This is a genomic window from Lolliginicoccus suaedae, assembly GCF_008312885.1.
GTDB classification, from domain to species: Bacteria; Actinomycetota; Actinomycetes; order Mycobacteriales; family Mycobacteriaceae; genus Lolliginicoccus; species Lolliginicoccus suaedae.
In genome coordinates, this window is record NZ_VSSO01000003.1 from 281160 (window position 1) to 300633 (window position 19474).

15 protein-coding genes are annotated in these 19474 nt (G+C 66.7%); 9 read left to right on the forward strand and 6 right to left on the reverse strand.

The annotated features are described in order from the left end of the window. Positions 1-37 precede the first annotated feature (37 nt). On the reverse strand, positions 38-646 hold the full coding sequence (locus FXO18_RS10460) for a TetR/AcrR family transcriptional regulator (RefSeq protein WP_187774308.1): 609 nt from the start codon (positions 644-646) through the stop codon (positions 38-40). A 96-nt stretch (positions 647-742) separates the two neighbouring features. On the opposite strand from FXO18_RS10460, the gene FXO18_RS10465 reads away from it, so the two are divergent. Together FXO18_RS10465 and FXO18_RS10470 are read left to right on the forward strand one after the other, a co-directional pair. Then, positions 743-2473 carry a phytoene desaturase family protein gene (locus FXO18_RS10465; RefSeq protein ID WP_149361055.1) on the forward strand — a complete coding sequence of 577 codons (1731 nt, stop codon included), beginning with the start codon at positions 743-745 and terminating at the stop codon, positions 2471-2473. A 6-nt stretch (positions 2474-2479) separates the two neighbouring features. Beyond that, positions 2480-3313, forward strand: a complete 834-nt coding sequence (locus FXO18_RS10470; protein WP_149361056.1) for a GNAT family N-acetyltransferase — start codon at positions 2480-2482, stop codon at positions 3311-3313. 71 nt (positions 3314-3384) lie between these two features. On the opposite strand, the gene FXO18_RS10475 is transcribed toward FXO18_RS10470, so the two are convergent. Beyond that, positions 3385-3780: a DUF302 domain-containing protein gene (locus tag FXO18_RS10475; protein ID WP_149361057.1), complete on the reverse strand. Its 396-nt coding sequence runs from the start codon at positions 3778-3780 to the stop codon at positions 3385-3387. Positions 3781-3902: 122 nt separating this feature from the next. Beyond that, positions 3903-5975 carry an MMPL family transporter gene (locus tag FXO18_RS10480; protein WP_149361301.1) on the reverse strand — a complete coding sequence of 691 codons (2073 nt, stop codon included), beginning with the start codon at positions 5973-5975 and terminating at the stop codon, positions 3903-3905. A gap of 328 nt (positions 5976-6303) precedes the next feature. Between FXO18_RS10480 and FXO18_RS10485 the strand changes: the two genes are divergently transcribed. Then, complete coding sequence (locus FXO18_RS10485; protein WP_149361058.1) at positions 6304-6582, forward strand: metal-sensitive transcriptional regulator; 279 nt, start codon at positions 6304-6306, stop codon at positions 6580-6582. A 173-nt stretch (positions 6583-6755) separates the two neighbouring features. On the opposite strand, the gene FXO18_RS10490 is transcribed toward FXO18_RS10485, so the two are convergent. After that, positions 6756-7247, reverse strand: coding sequence for a GbsR/MarR family transcriptional regulator (locus FXO18_RS10490; RefSeq protein WP_149361059.1), 492 nt, complete (start codon positions 7245-7247; stop codon positions 6756-6758). Positions 7248-7360: 113 nt separating this feature from the next. Between FXO18_RS10490 and FXO18_RS10495 the strand changes: the two genes are divergently transcribed. The 5 genes from FXO18_RS10495 (at position 7361) to FXO18_RS10515 (ending at position 12413) form a co-directional block, all read left to right on the forward strand. Continuing rightward, positions 7361-8266 (forward strand): ABC transporter ATP-binding protein, encoded by a 906-nt coding sequence (locus FXO18_RS10495; protein ID WP_149361060.1) that lies wholly within the window; start codon positions 7361-7363, stop codon positions 8264-8266. Then, a complete protein-coding gene (locus tag FXO18_RS10500; RefSeq protein WP_149361061.1) occupies positions 8263-9894 on the forward strand; it encodes an ABC transporter permease in 1632 nt (543 codons plus the stop codon). Before FXO18_RS10495 ends, FXO18_RS10500 begins: the two co-directional genes overlap by 4 nt. Positions 9895-10117: 223 nt before the next feature. Next, positions 10118-11200, forward strand: coding sequence for a type IV toxin-antitoxin system AbiEi family antitoxin domain-containing protein (locus FXO18_RS10505; RefSeq protein WP_149361062.1), 1083 nt, complete (start codon positions 10118-10120; stop codon positions 11198-11200). A gap of 282 nt (positions 11201-11482) precedes the next feature. Next, positions 11483-11665, forward strand: coding sequence for an RGCVC family protein (locus FXO18_RS10510; protein WP_149361063.1), 183 nt, complete (start codon positions 11483-11485; stop codon positions 11663-11665). Between the two features lie 76 nt (positions 11666-11741). Further along, positions 11742-12413, forward strand: a complete 672-nt coding sequence (locus tag FXO18_RS10515) for a hypothetical protein (protein ID WP_149361064.1) — start codon at positions 11742-11744, stop codon at positions 12411-12413. 11 nt (positions 12414-12424) lie between these two features. Here the strand turns inward: FXO18_RS10515 and FXO18_RS10520 are convergent, their stop codons facing one another. Both FXO18_RS10520 and FXO18_RS10525 read right to left on the reverse strand, forming a co-directional pair. Continuing rightward, positions 12425-13108 (reverse strand): PIG-L deacetylase family protein, encoded by a 684-nt coding sequence (locus FXO18_RS10520; RefSeq protein WP_149361065.1) that lies wholly within the window; start codon positions 13106-13108, stop codon positions 12425-12427. Between the two features lie 42 nt (positions 13109-13150). Next, positions 13151-13342 carry a hypothetical protein gene (locus FXO18_RS10525; protein ID WP_149361066.1) on the reverse strand — a complete coding sequence of 64 codons (192 nt, stop codon included), beginning with the start codon at positions 13340-13342 and terminating at the stop codon, positions 13151-13153. A gap of 196 nt (positions 13343-13538) precedes the next feature. On the opposite strand from FXO18_RS10525, the gene FXO18_RS10530 reads away from it, so the two are divergent. Beyond that, the gene (locus tag FXO18_RS10530; protein ID WP_149361067.1) at positions 13539-19433 is read left to right on the forward strand and encodes a DUF4011 domain-containing protein; all 5895 of its coding nucleotides are present in this window, start codon (positions 13539-13541) and stop codon (positions 19431-19433) included. Positions 19434-19474 lie beyond the last annotated feature (41 nt).

Consider the following 19474-nt stretch of genomic DNA (forward strand, 5'->3'; position numbering starts at 1 on the left):
TCGTTCGGACGGGCGGGGCGGTCCGCGCTGTCGGCCGCTACATGGCCCGGTCGACTTCGGCGACCGCCTCCGGTTGATCGATCCTGCTCGCCGCGATGAGGCGAACCAGCATGGTCCTCGCGTTGGCCAGTGGCGTAGTGGACCGGAGGGCCCGGCTATGCACTATGGCGCCCTCGACGGTGGAGACGGTGATGTCCGCGATCACTGCGGCAGCTTCCCGCGGGGTGCCAGAGGCGACAAAGGCTTCGAAGAACTGGTTATTCCATACGGTGAATGCTTCCGCGGCCGCGGCCTGGATCGCTGGCTCGTCCGGGCCCGCTTGGGCTGCGGCAAGGATCGGGCAGCCCCGCGCGTAACCCGTTGACCGCAGCGATGCGATCCAGTCATCGATCAGCGCTTCCACTCCAGATTCCGGGGTGCCCCTCGCGAAAAAGCCCTCGAGCTGGCGGACGATGTGCTGCCCCGCCGCACGGGTGGCCTGCTCCATGAGCTCCGACTTCCCGCCGGGGAAGTGCTGGTAGATCGACCTGCGCGCGGTTCCGCTGCGCTCGAGCAGTTCCGCCAGCCCCGTGGCATGCACGCCGCGCTCGCACATCAGCTCGATGGCACTCGTTATCAGCCGGTTCCGCGGCCCTCCGACAACCATCTCCATCACCTCCCTGTAGACCAATCAATCTACTACAAGGTACAGTGCCAGGAGTAGATCGAACGGTCTACTGGTTTCCGCGAAAGGAACAAGCGCATGAGAACAGACTGGGACGCCATCGTCATCGGCAGCGGCATGGGCGGGATGACCGCGGCCGCCTACCTGGCCGCGAACGGCAAGCGAACCCTCGTGCTGGAACAGGGCGACGTACTAGGCGGCTGCACCCACGTGTTCCGCCGCAAGGGCTACGAGTTCGAGGTCGGCGTCCACTATCTCGGCGACTGCGGCCGTCCCGAGGGCAACATCCCCACGATCCTGCGCGGCCTCGGCGCCGAGCAGCGCGTCGAGTTCCAGGAGATCGACCCGGACGGGTTCGACATCCTCGACTTCCCGTCGATCCGGTTCAAGGTGCCCCGCGGCTGGGACCTCTACCAGGACCGCCTCATCGAGGCGTTCCCGCAGGACAAGGCCGCGCTGATCCGCTACATGCGCATCATTCGCAAGCTCGCCGACGCCACGGACCGCGCGACCACCCCCGCGTCCGCGAAGGGCCTGGCTGCCATGGTGGTGCGGGCAGGGTGGGCCGCGCCATTCGCGATCATGCCGCTGACCCGGCTGTTCGACGTATGCGGCATCAGCCAGGCGCCACGCCCGGTGCTCGGCGGCCAGACACCGGCATTCGCTTCCCCGGCGACACGCGTCCCGGCCATCGTGCAAGCCGGGTTCCTCAAGAACTACGTCGAAGGCGGGGCATACTTCCCGGTCGGCGGTGGCCAGTCGCTGTCCGCAGCAATGGCCGAGGTGCTGCGCGCCAACGGCGGCGACTTCCGGCTCGATGCCCGAGTGCGGCAGATCCTCGTCCAGGACGGCCAGGTCACCGGAGTCCTGCTCGACGGCGGTGACATCTTCACCGCTCCGATCGTCGTCTCCAACGCAGACCTCAAGCGCACCTACCTCGAACTGCTCGACCCAGCGGTCGTGCCACCGGCCACGAAGGCAAGGGTATCGAGGTACTCGATGGCATGGCCGCTGTTCAATACCTACTTCGGTCTCGACATCGACCTGTCGAAGACGATGACAAGCTCCCAGATCTGGCGATTCCGGACCGACGCCGACTTCGGCCCCATGCAGGACGCCATCAGCTGGCGCGGGGCCGGCCGCGACCGCGAGGTGTGGCTGCAGGCTGTGCGCGACAACATCGGCGCGATGATCCACATCGCCACCAACAAGGATTCCGCGACTCCACTGGCCCCCGAGGGACATTCCGTGGTCGAGGTCATGACATACCTGCCCGCAGACCATGACCTATGGGGCATCAGCGACGCCGGGCCCGTCGGCGGCGAGAAGTATCGCAGCAACGAGACATACCTCGCGACCAAGGACGCCGTCACCGAGATCCTCATCGACCTCGCCGAGGAAGTGATCCCGGGCTTCCGCGAGCACATCGTCTGGCAGGAAGCCGGCACCCCGATCACCCAGGAGCGCTACACGCACTCCACAGGAGGCGGCTCGTACGGGATCGAGATGAACATGCGCCAGATCGGACCCCTGCGCCCGGCCCCGAAGGCGGGAATCAAGGGCCTGTATCTCGCGGGCGCCAGCATGGGCTGGGGGCCTGGCGTCGAAGGCGTGATGCTCTCCGGCGTCGGAGCAGCCGGCGCTGCGCTCTCGCGCGACCTCTTCTCCGAGATCCGCGACGGCAAGGTCTTCGGCCACGCCGCAGGCCTTCCTGGCAAGGAACCCGGCTGGGACCCGCTGGCCGTCGCGACCGACTCCGTGCTGCGCGGCTCCAAGGCCCGGCCCGTCGCAGAATCACTTCATGAGTAGGTCGCGATGAACAGCACCATTCACCCAGCACTCCTGGCCGGAGCACAGCCTGTCCGCACCAAGCCCGGATTCACCGGCCTGATGTGGAGCCCAGTGGGAGCAGCGCTGGGCCACGACGGTCGAGAGGTGCTGCGCGAGCTGCTCGTTCCTGCGGCCCTCGAGATCTTCGACGGGACGAGCGAGAAGGTCTGGCAGCAGTGGCTGTCCGACGACAGCGTCGACTCCATGCAGGGACTCGTCGTCGTCCTCGACCCCGAGGGCGCTCCCGCAGCCTGGGTCGCATCGAACCGCTGGGAGCTCGACGGAAGGACCTGCTTCTACGCCAACTCCGCGGGCGTGCACCCGCGCCACCAGGGCGCCGGGCTGTCCAGCACCATCTGGCGCGCATTGCTCGCCCCCGAGATCCGTCGCGCGGCACCGCGCCGGCTGTACGCCGTGACGCGAACGGGCAACCCGCTCGTCCACGGAGCCTGGTCGAGCGCAGCGGGAGGGCCCAGCCATGCGTACCCGTCGCCCGGCCGCCGCCCCACCCAGCAAGTCCGCCGCATCGCGGCAGCAGCCGCGCACAAGCTCGGCCAGCTCGACCGGTTCGACAGCAACACGCTCATCGTCCGCGATGCCTACGACTTCACCGAAGCAGGACTGTGGACGCAGCGGCCCAGCTCGGACCAGACGGAGACCGAGCGCTGGTTCGCCACCACGCTCGGACCGCGCGATGCTTTCATCGTGGTCGTCACGTTCGACCCCGTCACGATCATCCTCGGCGAAGCGATCCGGACCCTGCGGCTCCGCCTCGGCCTCGGCACCGGTGGCACTTCACGCAGCTCACGGGGCCGATGATCACCCAGCGCCACCCCCGCCGGAGAGCGGGGGTGGCGCTGTCATTGCCGAGGCTCTGGCACATCGTGGAGCTAGCCGATCGCGGCGATGGCGGCGCGCAGGCGCGTGCCCGCATCGGTAGCGACTTCTTCGAGGGCCTCCTTGCCGGTGACCTCGACCATGATGTCGGGGTTCATGGCCTCGACGACGACCGTGCCGGGCTTCTCGCGGTGGTCGCGCACGATGACGTTGCAGGGCAGCAGCAGGCCGATCTGCTCGTCCGCGGTGACCGCCCGGTGCGCGAGCGGCGGGTTGCAGGCGCCAAGGATGAGGTAGTTCTCGATGTCCTTGTCGATCTTCTTCTTCAGGGTGGCCTTCATGTCGATCTCGGTGAGGATGCCGAAGCCCTGCTCACCCAGCGCGGCTCGGGTCTTCTCGACGACCTCGTCGAACGGCAGGGTGACTTCGGTGGTGATGCCTAGCTCCATGGGTTCCTCCTGGATGTGTCGGCGTTGATCTGTGCAGGTTCGTTCTCTCTACTGTGCCGCTCGGGGCGGCCCGGCGACGGGAGTTTCACGCAGCGTGCTGCCTCCCGCCGACGGATGCTTCCTCAGCCGTGCGCGAAGCTGACGTTGGGCAGCACCTTCGACAGCCAGCGGGGGCAGTACCACGCTGCATGCCCGGACAGGCGCAGCACCACCGGCAGCAGGATGAGGCGGATCATCACCGCATCGAGCAGCACGGCGAGGCCGAGGATGATGCCCATCTCCTTCGGCGGCAGCGGATCAGCGAGCGCGAAGGTGAAGAACACCGCGACCATCACCGCGGCGGCGGCCATGATGACGCGCCCGGAGTGGGCAAGTCCCTCCACCTTGGCCTGCACGGCGCTGCCGGTCTTCTCGTAGTGCTCCTTTGCGGTGGCGAGGAGGAACACGGTGTAGTCCATCGCGATGGCGAAGATCATCGCGAAGAAGAACACCGGGCCCCAGCCGTTGAGGAAGCCCTGGGGCTCGAAGCCGAGCAGGCTCGCGCCCACGCCGTCCTGGAATATCAGCTTGGCGACGCCGAAGGCAGCGGCGGTGGAGAGCAGGCTCACGGCAGTACCGATGAACGCGATCAGGGGCGCGCGCAGCGCGACGAGCAGCAGCAGGAACCCCAGCACGAGGATGATCGTGACGATCAGCGGGAACGCGTCGTTCAGCGCTTGCTGCAGGTCGAGGTTCTCGATGGCGGCCCCGCCGACGACGGCGTCTGCCGGGATGGCGGCCCGCAGGTCGGCAAGGATGGTGCCGAGCTGCTCATCGGAGGGGTCGACCGACGGCATGGCCTGGATCATGGCGTAGCCGGAGCCATCGGTGGCCGGCATCGCGGGGGTGACCATGGCGATGCCGTCTGTGCTCTCGGTCGCGGCGATGGTCGCGGCGGCATCAGCCTCGGGGACGATGATCTGCAGCATGCCGGGCGCGCCCTCGCCGAACTGCTCCTGCACGACGCTGTAGCCCTCGCGGACCGGTGATGCCTCGTCGACGACGTCGATGGACGGCATGGCGACCTTGAGCGAGAACACGGGAATGGCGAGCGCCACGAGCAGCGCGACAGCACCGACCGCGAACGGCCAGGGGTGCTTGTTGAGGATCTCGCCCCACTTGGCGAAAAGCGGCGAGCGATGCTCCTGCTTCCGGGCGTGCGGCAGCGCGAGGGCATTGACGCGGTTGCCGAGCTTGCCCATCACCGCTGGCAGCAGGGTCAAGGTAGCGAGCAGCACGAACGACACCGCGAGCATGATGCCGACTGCCATCGTCCGCACCGCCGGAGCCTCGACGAGCAGCACCGCGGAGAGACTGATGAGCACGGTGATGCCGGAGAGCAGCACAGCCTTGCCCGCGGTGTCCATCGTCTCGGCGACAGCGATGCGCGCGTCGGCGGTGCGCTTGAGGGCATCGCGGAACCTCGCGACGATGAACAGCGCGTAGTCGATGCCGAGCGCGAGGGCGAACATCATCGCGAAGTTCATCGCCCACACCGAGATGGGGGTGGCCATGTTCAGCAGGACGAGAGCGCCCGCGGAAGCGACGAGCCCCGCGAGGGTGAGCAGCAGGGGCAGGCCCGCGGCGACGACGGAGCCGAACGCGATGATCATGATGGTCAGCGTGACCGGCCAGGACATCATCTCGGCCTTGATCATCGCGTCATGGTTGGCGTGGTTGAAGTCGCTCCACAGCGCGCTCGAGCCGGTGGGGTAGATCTCGATCCCGTTGCCGGACAGGGCCGTCAGCTCGTCGAGGCGATCATCGACGGCCTTGACCATGTCATCGGTGCTGGCGTTGGCGCCGGCGATGAGGATGCCGGTGCTGCCGTCGGGCGAGATCGTCATCCCGGGCTGCGGCGGGATGATGTCAGCGAAGCGCTCATCACTAGCGAGAGTGTTGGTGACCTCGGTGATGACGGCCTGGACGTCCTCGTCGGTGATGTTCTTGCCGGGGGCGTTGATGACGACCTGCAGCGCGGATGCCGAGTTGCCGCCGAAGTGCTCGTTGGCGAGCTCGCGGGCCTGGACGGACTGCGAATCGTTGGCCTGCCAGCCAGCCCCGGCGAGGGAAGTGAACACGGCGGGAGCGAACGCGCCGAGCGCGCCGATGAGGATGACCCACGCGACGAGAACGGTGCTCGCGCGGTGGGTCATGGTGATGCCGAGGCGGCCGAGGGGGCCGCTTCGGGGGATGGATGGCGCCGGGCGGGCATCGGGAGGCGCGGCGCCCTTCTCGGGCGTCGTGTCCTCGGTGCGGACCGTCACGGTGGGTCACCTTTCTGCAGTTCCGGGCATCGCCGTTGATACCCCTATGGGTAATTTCCAAGACCTCGACTATATACCCACAGGGGTATGTGGGCGCCAGTCGTGTGATCCACGTCAAGAACAGTCATGGCGGATCGCCCGAATCGCCTAGACGGCGTACCCTGGGGGGTATCCGATCCGGTACAGTCAAGGATCCCGCACAACGAAGGAGGCCGCGATGGACCCCGCAGACCCCAGCGCCGCCCTGATCCTCAATCGCCTCCGCCGCGCCCACGGCCAGCTCGCCGGCGTCATCTCGATGATCGAGAACGGCCGCGACTGCCGCGACGTGGTGACCCAGCTCGCTGCTGTCTCCCGCGCCCTCGACCGCGCCGGCTTCAAGATCGTCGCCACGAGCCTGCGCGAATGCCTCGTCAACGAGGGCAACGCCGAGAACGGCACCGCCAAGCCGCTCTCCGAGGACGAGCTCGAGAAGCTGTTCCTCACCCTCGCCTGAGAGCCGGGGCGGTTGCTCAGCGGCGGGCGGCGCCTCGTGGTGGCGGCTCGCGGCGGTAAAAGCACTGGAAACAGGCAAACGCGATAGAAGCTGACCGGGATCTCCCGGCGTTTCTATCGCGTTTGCGCTGTTGCGCCCAGGTCCGCGTGGGCCGCTACCCGGCGCCCGCAGGCCTACCCGCCGTCGGCCACCCAGCGGGCGCGGCGGTCCTTCCAGCGCTCGAGCGTGTGGCCGAGCTCCTCATCCATGAAGCGGTAGAACTCAATGGTCTCCTCGAGCCGCCGCCCGCCGGCCCGGTTGGCTCCGATCTCGCGGGCCCCCTCGGTGAGCAGCTCGATGTAGCGCTCGAGGAACGGCTTGCGCTGCGCCATGATCGTGCCCCACACATCGTCGCCGTCGATCCGGTAGAAGTCCGAGCGCTCCCCTGGCTCGCGGCCGCGCGCGAGCAACCCGGCCTGCACGAGCTGGCGCACCGCCCCGGAGATCGCTGCCGGGCTCACCCGCAGGCCCTCCGCGAGATCGCGCGCGGTGTAGGTGTCCGCATCATCGGCGAGGACGTAGGCGAATACTCGGGCCGACATGCGGGGCATGCCGGACTCGCTGAGCAGGATGGCGAGCTTCTCGGTGAAGCGCAGCACTGCCTCGTGGTTGTCCGCCTCGTCCATGCCTGCTCCTCGCTCGAACCGTTGCTCGCTTCGTCCTGCTAGCCCCTCGTCGCACCATCGTAACAAGATTCATACTATTCACACTTTCGTGAAATCTCTGTAGTATCGAGGGCATGACTGCGGCAATCGACATGCGAGATGTCGTCAAGACCTTCGGCACCGTCCGCGCCCTCGACCACCTCGACCTCCATGTGGAGCCCGGCGAGGTACACGGCTTCCTCGGCCCCAACGGAGCCGGGAAATCCACCACCATCCGCATCCTCCTCGGCCTCCAGCGGGCTGATTCCGGCACCATCACCCTGCTCGGCAGCGACCCCTGGCGCGACGCCGTCACCCTCCACCGCCGCCTCGCCTACGTCCCCGGCGATGTCGAGCTGTGGCCCAACCTCACTGGCGGCGAGGCCATCGACCTGCTCGCCCGCCTCCGCGGCGGCATCAACACCGCGCGCCGTGCCGAACTCATCGAGCGATTCGACCTCGACCCCACCAAGAAGGGCCGCACCTACTCCAAGGGCAATCGGCAGAAAGTCGCCATCATCTCCGCCCTCGCCTCCGACGTCGATCTGCTCCTCCTCGACGAGCCCACCGCAGGCCTCGACCCCCTCATGGAGACCGTCTTCCAGGACTTCATCCACGAAGCCACCGGTCGCGGCACCACCGTCCTGCTCTCCAGCCACATCCTGGCCCAGGTCGAGAAGCTCTGCGACCGCATCAGCATCATCCGCCAGGGCAAGATCGTGCAGACCGGAACCCTCGACGACATGCGCCACCTCACCCGCACCACCGTCGAGGTGACCACCGACCAGCCCGCTACCGGGCTCGCCCGCCTCGACGGCGTCCACGACCTCACCGAGCAGCACGGACGCATCCGCTTCTCCGTCGACGGCAACCACCTCGACACCGTCATGCGCGAGCTCGCCACCCTCGGCATCCGCGGCATCACCAGCCACCCGCCCACGCTCGAGGAACTCATGCTGCAGCACTACCAGAACGAGCTCACCAACGGAGCCACGGCATGACCACCCACGCCCCCGCGGGAACCAGCCACCCCCTCACCGGGACCTGGACGCTCACCCGCCTCGCGCTGCGCCGCGACCGCATCCGCCTGCCCCTCTGGATCGCCGGGCTCACCCTCTTCACCCTCTCCAGCGTCTCGAGCTTCGAGCAGACCTACCCCACCGCCGCCGACCGCGACACCGTCGCCCGCCTCGCCGAGCTGCCCGCCATGATCGGCATGGTCGGTCGCAACTACCAGCCCGCCGACTACCACTTCGGCATCATGATCGGCCACCAGATGACCGTCATGACAGCGCTCATCTTCGGGCTCATGAGCATCCTGCAGCTCGTGCGCCACACCCGTGCGGAGGAGGAAGCAGGCCGCGCCGAGCTCGTCCGCTCCAGCGTCGTCGGCCGCCACGCCACCCTCACCGCCGCGCTTATCATCGTCACCGGCACCAGCCTCATCGCCGGGCTGCTCACCGCCGCAGGACTCGCCGCCACTGGCCTCGAAGGCATCACCCCCGCCGGGTCGCTCCTCTACGGCCTCAGCATCGCCGCCGCGGGAATCGTCTTTGCCGGCATCACCGCCATCACCGTCCAGATCACCGAGTTCGGACGCGGCGCCACCGGCCTGGCGCTTGCCACCCTCGGCATCGCCTACGTGCTGCGCGCCTTCGGCGACATAGGCGAGAACAGCAGCAGCTGGCTCTCCCCCCTCTACTGGGGCCAGGCATCCCGCCCCTACGCCACCGACCAGCGCTGGTGGCCGCTCCTGCTCGCGCTCGCCGTTGCCGCCGCCCTCATCGCCATCGGCTACCGGCTCAGCACCCAGCGCGACGTCGGCGCAGGCCTGCGCGCCGCCCGCCGCGGAGCCGCCACCGCAAGCCCACTCCTCGGCACGCCCTTCGGCCTCGCCAACCGGCTCCACCGCGCCTCGCTCATCGCCTGGACCATCGGCATGCTGCTCTTCGGAGCGTCCTACGGCATGCTCATCGACGGCATCGAGGACATGATCGAGCAGATCGCCGCCCTCGGCGACATCATCGCCCAGATCCCCGGCTCCACCCTCGTCGACTCCTACGTCGCCATGCTCATCACATTCCTGTCCATCGTCATCTCCGCCCAGGCCGTCCTTGCCGTCAACCGCATGCGCAGCGAGGAAACCGCGGGCCGCGCCGAGCCCATCCTCGCCACCGGCGTCTCCCGCCAGCACTGGATGGCCAGCCACCTCACCATCGCCCTCGGCTCCAGCGCCCTCCTCGCCATCATCACCGCCATCGGCATGGGTGGCTCCGGCGCCCTCGTCACCGGCGACCTCGGCTTCCTCACCAAAGTCCTCGGCGCCGCCCTCGCCCACATCCCCGCCATCTGGGTCGCCGTCGGCGTCGCCGCAGCCCTCTACGGCCTCGCCCCGCGCCTCCTCGCCCTCGGCTGGATCGTCCCCGTCTACGGCATCATCGTCGTCTACCTCGGCGGCATCCTCGGCTTCCCCGAATGGACCCACCGCTACTCCCCCTTCGGCTACATTCCCGACCTGCCCGCCGCCGAGCTCGAATGGACACCACTGATCGCCCTCACCGCGATCGCCGCCGCCCTCGCCGCCGCCGGGATCGCCGGATTCCGCCGCCGCGACCTGGACTCGAAGTAGGGGGCGGGGCTCGGGGCTCGGGGCTCTTCGGCCTGGCGAATCTGCGAGTGAAAGTCACCAGAACTGCCCGGTTTGCACGGTTTTCGGGGACTTTTGCTCGCAGATTTCGGCTGCAGCAGCGGGGCCTGGTTGCATCTACCCAGTTATCCACAAGCGATGGACTGTCCACAGAAACCTTGCAGGACGATGCACGCGCAACCGGATCCCGGCAGGCTGCATGGCCATGCCACCCCCTCGGAACACCTGGCGAATCGAGCAACTGCCCCAAGCGGTACAAGACCTGCTCGCGGCGAACGACGGATTGATCCGCGCCGGACAGGGCATCTCGCGCCAGCACGCGCAGAGGTTGTGCTCGCGAGGGCTCCTCGCCCGCATCGCGCAGGGCGCATACGTCGATCCTGCGGTCTACCACGGTCTATCGGATTGGGAGCAGTTCGCGCTGGCATCGCGAGCATTCGTCGGATCGGGCCTGCCGGGGGCCTACTTGGCCGGGTGGTCAGCAGCGACCGTGAATGGATTGCCCACGATGGGGAGGCCGCCCCGGTTGCCGCTGGTCGTGCGTCCGGGGAAGTCGTTGACCGGGTCTACGAGGTGCGCGTATGGCCGCACGCGAGTGGAACCGATTCCCGAGAACTGGCTGCGGCACTACGATGGCGTGCCCGCGACCACGGTTGGGCATGCCGCGTGCACGATCGCACTGTCGTCACGAATGCCCGATGCACTCGCGGTGGCAGATCATGCCGTGCGCCAAGGCGGGCAGCTTGACGACTGCATCGAGAGCTTCCGGGGACGAGCGGGGATCGAGCGGGCCCGCTGGGTGGTGGCCCATGCGTCCGGGCTGTCGGAGTCGCCGCTCGAGTCATTCGGCCGGTTCGCGGCATACGCGGGCGGCTTGCCCGTTCCGGTTCCGAACGCATGGGTCGGCGATACCAAGCCACGGTTCCGGCTCGATGGATTGTGGCCATACCACTGGGCCGGGTTCGAGGCCGACGGCGCCATGAAGTACAACGATCGTCCCGATGCTGCACGTATTATCGCTGACCAGCAGGAACGGGAATGGTTCTTGCGGCACGCACTCTCGATCGACCTGTGCCGATACACCTGGCGGCATGCGCGCTGCAACCCCGACGAGCTGGCGTCGAGGTTCGCGGGTCTGCTGGCGGCCAATCCCATTCGCGCAGAGCCGATCCGGTGGTGGAAGCACGATCCTCGCCGTGGCCCGGTCGAGCCGTCGCCAGAGGACTGGCCGAGCCCCCATCCACAGGACCACCAGTTGCCGGCACGCTGGTGGACGGACCGTCGCTAGGGCCTGTGGACTCACGACAGACGCACCCCGGACGCCCTCCCGGCCTCCCTCGGGATCTGCGAACGACTGTCACCAGAACTGCCCGGTTTGCACGGTTTAGGGTGACTTTCGCTCGCAGATTCCCGCCGCCTCCGGAGGTTGCCAGGCCAACGGCCACGACCGCAGCCACCCGCAGCGTAGGGTTGAGGGGCGCACCCATTTCACGCATCGGGCACCGGCTCGTGCGGGATGCGCGTGATACGCCTGATCGGACATCCGGCCCAGGCAGTCAGGAAGCTTCTCATGAGCTACATGCTCGCCCCCACCAAAGCCCACGCCACGGACACGGAACTAGCTGCCGCAGCCCTGCCCGACACGTGCGACATGTGCGGCCACTCGGACACCACCCATGATGCGATCGCCTCGCGGTATTGCCGCGCCACCCGCGAGCACACCCTGCACCGCAAGTGCATCTGCCCTGGCTGATCCGCCACGCCGCGGGCATGGCGCGGCTTGACGATCAGCGCCGCGCAGGTGGGCGCGGTGAACTACGATCCTGGCCATGCCCAGCATCGAGACCTCGCGGGAATCCACCTCGGGCGCGCTGATCACCGGAACCGGAGCATTGTTCCTGTTCCTGCTGCTGCGACTGCTGGCCGTGTGCGGCTACGACTGGAACGTCGCGTTCGCTGTCATCCACACCGTGGATCTCAATGAAGGCTTCGGCATACTCGTCGGAACACTCATGGGCGAGCCTCTCTTCACTGGCATCGGGCTCGCGCTGATCGCCCCGCTCCCCCTGCTCCGGTTGCTGTGGCCGAGCGATTCCGTGCACCGCGGCAGCGCGCTCGTGCTGATCGCCGTCATCACCACCGCCTACGCCTCGCTGCTAGCGACCTACCAGCAATGGTGGTTGCTCGCGATCACCGCTGCCGTCACGCTTCTCCTGCTGGTGCTGCACCGCGCGCAGCAACATGGTCGGCTCCACCGCGCGGGAACGCTCATCCTCCACCGCGCGTGGCTCATCACCGGGCTCCTCGTGCTCATGCTCGCCGCGATCGTCCGCACCCCCTGGGTGCCGCTCGAGCACATCACGCTCACCGACCGCACCGAGGATGGCTACGTGATGGAAACCTCCCCCGGCTTCCTCAAGATCCTCACCGCCGACGACCGCGATTTCATCATCATCCCCACTGACGAGGTGACCGCCCGCGAGGAAAAACACGTCGAATAGGGGTCGCGGCCCTAGGAAGCGGCGGATTCACCGCCAACGGGGATCAGCTCGAACACCACGGCAGACTCGCAACCCAACTGCACGCCGCCGTGGGTGAGGATCTCCTGCAGCATCTCCAACGACCGATCATCCGGACCCAGGCCCCGCAAATACTCCCGATGCTCCTGCAACGACGCGACCGCCTCATGCACGAAGTCACTGACATCCACGCCATGCGTCGAAACGGGCGATGTGCACGCTGCAACCCAGCGCACACCACCCGCCTCCTGCGCAGCAGCCACCACCGCCGAGCCCGCATTCACATGATCCGACGAGTTCGGATAGTCCCCACCCGGCCAGCGGTCGCGGAAATTCAACGTCACGATCAGCTCCGCCTGATGCTCTCGCATCACCGCGACCAGGTCAGAACGCAGCTCCGGTGAATCCTCCAGGACAAAATCCGGGTACCGCAGGAACTGCACATTCGACACACCGACCCGCGCCGCGCTCGCTATCTGCTCCTTCTCGCGCAACGGCCCGCACACTTCGGGATCCATGCCCTCGATGCCCTGCTCGCCGCTCGTGATCATCACATAGCCGACCGATTTGCCCTCGCGCACCCAACGCGCAATAGCCGCGGCCGCCCCGTACTCGACATCATCCGGATGAGCCACGATCGCCAGCGCCCGGGACCAATCACTCGGAAAGACCTTCATGACTACCAGTGTGGCCCGAGCGCGACGCTAGCGGCAGAGAAGTCAGACACCAGACTCCTCGGAATCCTCGAAATAGTGCCACTCGCCATCATCATGCTGGACCTCGACCCGCCAGCCCAGCTCGCCGTCGCGCGGCTCATGATTGCGGAACCACTCCACGGCCTCCTCGGCATTCGTGAAATCCGCCTTGTCCGAGACCTCGCCAGCCGGATCAAGAATTCGATACCTCGCCATCAGCGAGCACCTCCTCGTTGTCGGGTCCCAGGAGGCTTCCCGTAGTGGTGGGTTTCAAACACCGGGGGTGGCGGGCTTGGGCGTGGCGGGATCGGCGCTCTTGGAGCGTCGTCCACGTACTAGGGTGAGACGCGTGGTTCTGGCCTTCCCAGGCTTTGCCAGCGTAGGGGACGCAGTGTGATTTGTTGGAGGACAAATGGCGGTATTCGGCTTTGACACCAAGAGCTTCACCAACGAAGTCCTCCGTGCCGACATCGAGGTACCACCAGCCTTGTTCTTCGCGCTGGTCCACAACAGCGTGCCGATGGTGCAACTGCTCCGAGTGGAGAACCTCACCGATGAGGACCTGCGCGACGTCTCCGCGACAGTGGCGGTACATGGCCCTTCCGGAGTGCTGGCAGCCCCGTGGCACGGCTCCCTGGCCCAACTGCGGGCGGAGTCCGCGCACTCCTGGGACGACTTCCACGATTTCCGGCTACCAGCGCAGGCGCTGCGGGACAACGACGAGGCGTACCCGATCTCCTACCAGATCGACATCAACTGCGCAGGCGGCATGAGCCTCTCGTTCAGCGTTGATTCGAGGGTGCTTGCGCACAACGAGTGGATCGGCCATCCGTCGGTGTTCGAGTCGATCGGAGCGTTCGTCCAGCCGAACTCCCCAGTGGTTCCGGCGGTGCTGCGCGAGGCGAGCGAGATCCTGGAGCGGAAGACCGGTACCGGTGCACTCGTCGGGTACCAGGAAGGCCCGGAGCGGGTCGCGCTGAGTGCCGCAGCGATCTTCGAGGCCCTGCGCTCGCGGAGCATTACCTACGTCGTCCTGCCAGCCTCGTTCGAGAGCACCGGGCAGAAGGTCCGCACCTCCACGGCGGTGCTGGCGGACAGGATCGGCAACTGCATCGACCTCTCGGTCACCTACGCGGCCTGCTTGGAAGCCGCAGGCATCCGCCCCGTCATCTTCATTCTCGATGATCATGCCTTCGCCGGTTTTCATTCCCTCGAGGATCGGCTGCCCGAGGTCACTGTGCGCGACCGGAACTACATCCATACGCTCACCCAGTCCGGCCGCGTCGTGCCGGTGGAGACCACATGCCTCACCGGTGGTTCCACGTCGAAGAGCTTCGGTGATGCCCACCTCGAAGCGATGAAGCAGCTCGACCAGGTGGATCGGTTCAACGGGCTTGTCGATATCCACTTCGCTCACCGCAGCAGCATCCGCCCGTTCCCTACCCAGCAGGCGTCGGCCCCTTCGCCGAACGTGGAGGAACAGACCGGTGAGCAGTCAAGTGCCACGACTGCCGCGCTCACGCTGCCCGCGAGCCTCGCCAAGATCCTCGGCGAGGAGGACAACCTGCAACGGCGGATCGCGGAGGACGACGGCGCCCCCGACCGGATCGCCAAGTGGCGCCGCGCGCTGCTCGACCTGAGTCTCCGCAATCCCCTGCTCAAGCTTCCCAAGCGCGGCAAGGCCGCCGAGATCGCCGTGCCCTCAGGGTTGCTCGCGGTGCTCGATGACCAGATCCACGATGGCAAGCCAGTGGAGCTCCTGGCCCATGACCAGGTCAGCGGCGTCAATGAGATGCAGGGTGTACGCACGGTCGAGGATCTCGACCCCTCGATCATCAACGACGAGTTGCGCAAGCATCGGAAGGCCTTCGTCCGCGTCGCGTCCACCGCCTATGTCCGTCGCATGCGGGAGCTGCGGCGCGAGGCTGAAACCATGTTGCAAGAGACGGGCAGCAACTACCTCTACCTGACGCTTGGGTCGCTCGTGCACCAAGGTGACTCGGGCGAGGCCCACGCACCGCTGTTCCTGTTGCCGGTACGAATCCAGGGTGGCAACGGCAATCGTCCGTTCGCGATCACGATCGACGGTGACGAGATCGCGTCGTCGAACCACTGCCTGGTGCACTGGCTGCGGGTGAAGCACAACGTGCGCATCCCGGAACTGGAGGAGCCGATCACTGATGACTCCGGCATCGATATCCACAAATCGTTGCATGCGATCCGCAAGGCGCTGGTGGACAACCAGTTGCCGTTTCGGATCGAGGAGACAGCCAGCGTGCGCCTGCTGCAGTTCGCGACGTTCCAGATGTGGCGGGATCTCGTCGATCACTGGCCGGTGTTCATGCGCAACCCCGTGGTCAAGCACCTGGTCGAGCACCCGGGCGACACATTCACCGACCCCATGGGTCCGCCAGTCGGCGACACGATCAACGAGCTGGACCTCCAGCTGCCCATCCCGGCCGACGGCTCGCAGATGCGCGCCATCGACATCGCGATCCGCGGCCACTCGTTCGTCCTCGAAGGCCCTCCTGGGACGGGAAAGTCCCAGACGATCGCGAACTTGATCTCCCATGCCGTTCGCAACGGCAAGAAAGTTCTGTTCGTCGCGGAGAAGCAGGCAGCGCTGGAGGTCGTCAAGCGGCGCCTCGATGCGGTGGGCCTCGCAGACTTCTGCCTGGACCTGCACGGGCGCAAGCAGTCGCCCACCACCATCAAGGCCCAGCTCCGCGCCGCCCTCACCCACTCGCCAGTAGGCAGCGCAGCCAAGCTGGATACCTTGAAGGCCCGGCAGCGCAAGCCGGTCTCGATGCTCTCGCAGTACCCGGCACGCGTGCACGGCATCAATAGCGGCGAGCATTCGCTATGGTCCGCCTACGAGTACCGGCAGGAGCTCGGCGACGGCATCACTGCCACCATTCCGGGATCATTCTTCAGGCTCAGCAAGGAGCAGCAGGACCAGGCCACGGAGATCGCCCGCGAACTCACCACTGCGGCATCATCCGCCTCGCTCCGTGCGGAGCACCCGTGGCGCATCAGCGGTCTCCGCACGATCGACGCTTCCACCGAGCCGCACCGGTTCCTCGCCGCAGCCGAGGAATTGGAATCCGCGCGCGCGGTCCTTGGATCACTCCCGCCTGCCTTGGAGCAGCATTTGCGCGGACTGCGCTCCCCGGTGGAACTGAGAGCTATCGCGGCGTGCGCGGCTCTCTCGGCGGCGGGCCAGCTACCGGAACCGGGCAGAATCATCTCCGAGGATTCGATCGCCACGGTCGCGCAGTTCCGCGAACGGCACAACGACGCATTGCGCTACTTCAGTGACCGGTTGTTCGTCGACGCCGATTTCGATGGCTTCAGCGAGGCGGCCATTGCGGCCGATAGCGGCCTGCTCGGCAAGAAGAAGCGCCGGACGGCCCTCGCTGACCAGCTCAACAAGTTTGTGCCGGGGGCGCTGAAGCTCGACGAGGCATCGGTGCTTGGCGCGTTCGCCGCAGCGCAGACGGCCCGCGAAGAAGCACGGCAACTCAGCGAACGTGTTGCCCACGCGCCCAACGGGTGGTTTCCCACCGATAGGGACGCCGTGGCCCAGCTCAAGCAGGCTCGCGAACGCGGCCAGGCCTCCACCAGCCTCCACACCGAGCATCCCGATCTATGGCAGTGGATGCGCTCGCACCCGGCACCCGTCGCCGAGCTGCGACACATCGCCGACGCATGGACGCAGTGGCTGGAAGCCCTCTCGGCCACGAGCACCGAGATCGAGGGATGGCGCGGAGAACTGCACTGGGTCGATGCCTGGCACCGCGACGGCAGCACGTGGGCAGAGCAGCTCCACGGCACCGGGCTGCTTCCCGTGCAGCGGTGGGGACGCGTGCTCGCGCACATCGATCAGCTGCGCGGGCTGGGGCTCGATAGCTTCGCGGACCAGGTGCTCGATGGCGACCTCGACGCAGCAGACATTGAGATCGCGTACCTGCGTGGGCTCGCGCATACCGCCATCACCGAGCGCCGCAATTCCAGCGAGCTCACGTACTTCGACCGGCAAGTGCATGAAGCGCACATCAGCGCCTACACCGACCTCAACCGGGAACTGCGCGAGATCCTCCCGTACACCGTCGGCCAAGCCGTCATCAATCGGCGACCCAGCATCGACCTGCACGACAAGACCACCGGGGAGCTCGTCCGCCAGCTCGAGCGCAAGCGCGGCGGCATGAGCTTCCGCGAGCTGCTCGCCAAGTACCCGGCGGAGATCCTCTCCCTGACACCGTGCTTCCTGATGAGCCCCGCCTCCGTCGCCAGCTTCATCGACCCCACAGCCGTGCAGTTCGACATCGTCGTATTCGACGAGGCCTCCCAGATCCGGGTGCAAGAGGCCGTCGGCGCCATGGGCCGGGCACAGTCCGTCGTCGTCGTGGGCGACTCCAGGCAAATGCCGCCTACCAGCGTGATGCAAGCCAGCACTACCGAGGACGAGGCCGACAACGCCACCACGGTGCCCGAGGACCTCGACAGCATCCTCACCGAATGCATCGAGTCCGGCCTGCCGCAGGAATGGCTCTCCTGGCACTACCGCAGTGCCGATGAATCCCTCATCGCGTTCTCCAACTCCCACTACTACGAGCAACGCCTCGCCTCGCTACCCTCCCCTGGCCGCAGCGGACATACCGGTATCTCGTGGCAGAACGTGCACGGTGAGTTCGACCGAGGCACGGGCGGCACCCGCACCAACAAGATCGAGGCCGAAGCCATCGTCAGCACGATCACGGAGCTGCTCGCCGACGGCCCGGCGTCCATCGGTGTCGTGACATTCAATGTGCAGCAGCGGGACCTGCTGCTCAACCTGCTCGAGGAAAGCACGAACTCGAATATCCAAGCCGCGCTCGCGCGCACCGACGGCGAAGCATTATTCGTGAAGAACCTGGAGAACGTTCAAGGCGACGAGCGAGACATCGTGCTGTTCTCGCTGGCATTCTCCAAGGATCCCAAGACGGGGATCCTGCCCCTCAACTTTGGCCCCCTTATCCGACAAGGCGGCGAACGCCGTCTCAACGTCGCGATCACCCGCGCGCGCAAGAAAGTCATCCTCTTCAGCTCGTTCGACCCGCAGGATATCGATCTCAGGCGCACCCACGCCGTCGGCATGCGGCACCTGCGCGAATACATCGAGTACGCAAGCCTCGGCGGCACCATCGATTCGGACAGTTCACAGGATGGCGTGGCCAGCGAGCTCGGCAAGGACCTTGAGCGCGAGCTCGAGCTGCGCGGCATCGAGGTAGCGCACAACCATGGAATGTCCGGTTTCAAAGTCGATCTCGCTGCACGTCGTATCGGCTCCGAGAAGTGGGAAGCGGCCATTCTCCTCGATAACCCAGCCTGGGCGAAGCGACCCACCGTGGCGGACCGCGACGGCGCACCCACGCTGCTCACCTCGATCATGGGCTGGCCACACGTGGTGCGCGTCTGGCTGCCGGAGTGGCTCATCGACCCCGACGCGGTGCTCGACAGGATCGAGAAGGCCGTGAGCGCGGAAGCGGGCATTGATGTTGTCGACGAGGCTGCGACGGTGGACGAGCCAGCCGACGAGATTGCCGCGCCAGTGGTCGAGCCAGTCGCTGAGGTGGCCCCATTTGCTCCTGATCCAACCGCATCTGTGCCTGAGCCAGCCGCACCGGAGCACGTCGATGCGACTCCCGTTGTAGTGACTTCCAGCGCGCCACCGAAAAGTGCGATGCCACAACCCGTAGCAACGCCTGCGACCCCAGCGCCCACAAACTCTCAGTCCTCCAGCGGACATCATCTGGAGACCTACGAGGAGTACCTCGGCACGCTCATCAACGCCCAGCAAGCGACTTTGCAGGATCGCATCGAAGGAATCACCGCGATCATCCGCACGGAAGGGCCCGTCGTCGGCAGCCGCATCCACCGCGCCTACGTGCTCGCCGCAGGCGGACAGCGCGTCACCAAGCCCAACCGCGAAGCGCTGAACCAGGCAATGCACGCCATGGCTGTGCGGAAACTCGTCATCACCGACGATCCGCTGCTCCAGAAGTACCCCAAGCTGCTGACCTACCGGGTCGAGGGCCAACCCGAGGTCAAGCTCAGAGAGATCGGTCCGCGCAACGAATTCGACGAGATACCACCACTCGAACTAGCCACCGTCATCGCGCGGATCGCCCACGAACACGGCGGCTTCGACGCCATCGATTCCGAAACCCTCATGCGGGAAACCCTCAAGATCTACGGCAAGCAGCGACTCACCGAGGGATACAAGACTTCACTGCGGGTAGCGATCGGGCTCGCGCATCAGGTATGAGTGGTGCGCGCTAGCCAGGCGCGGCGAGCATAGTTGTCGAG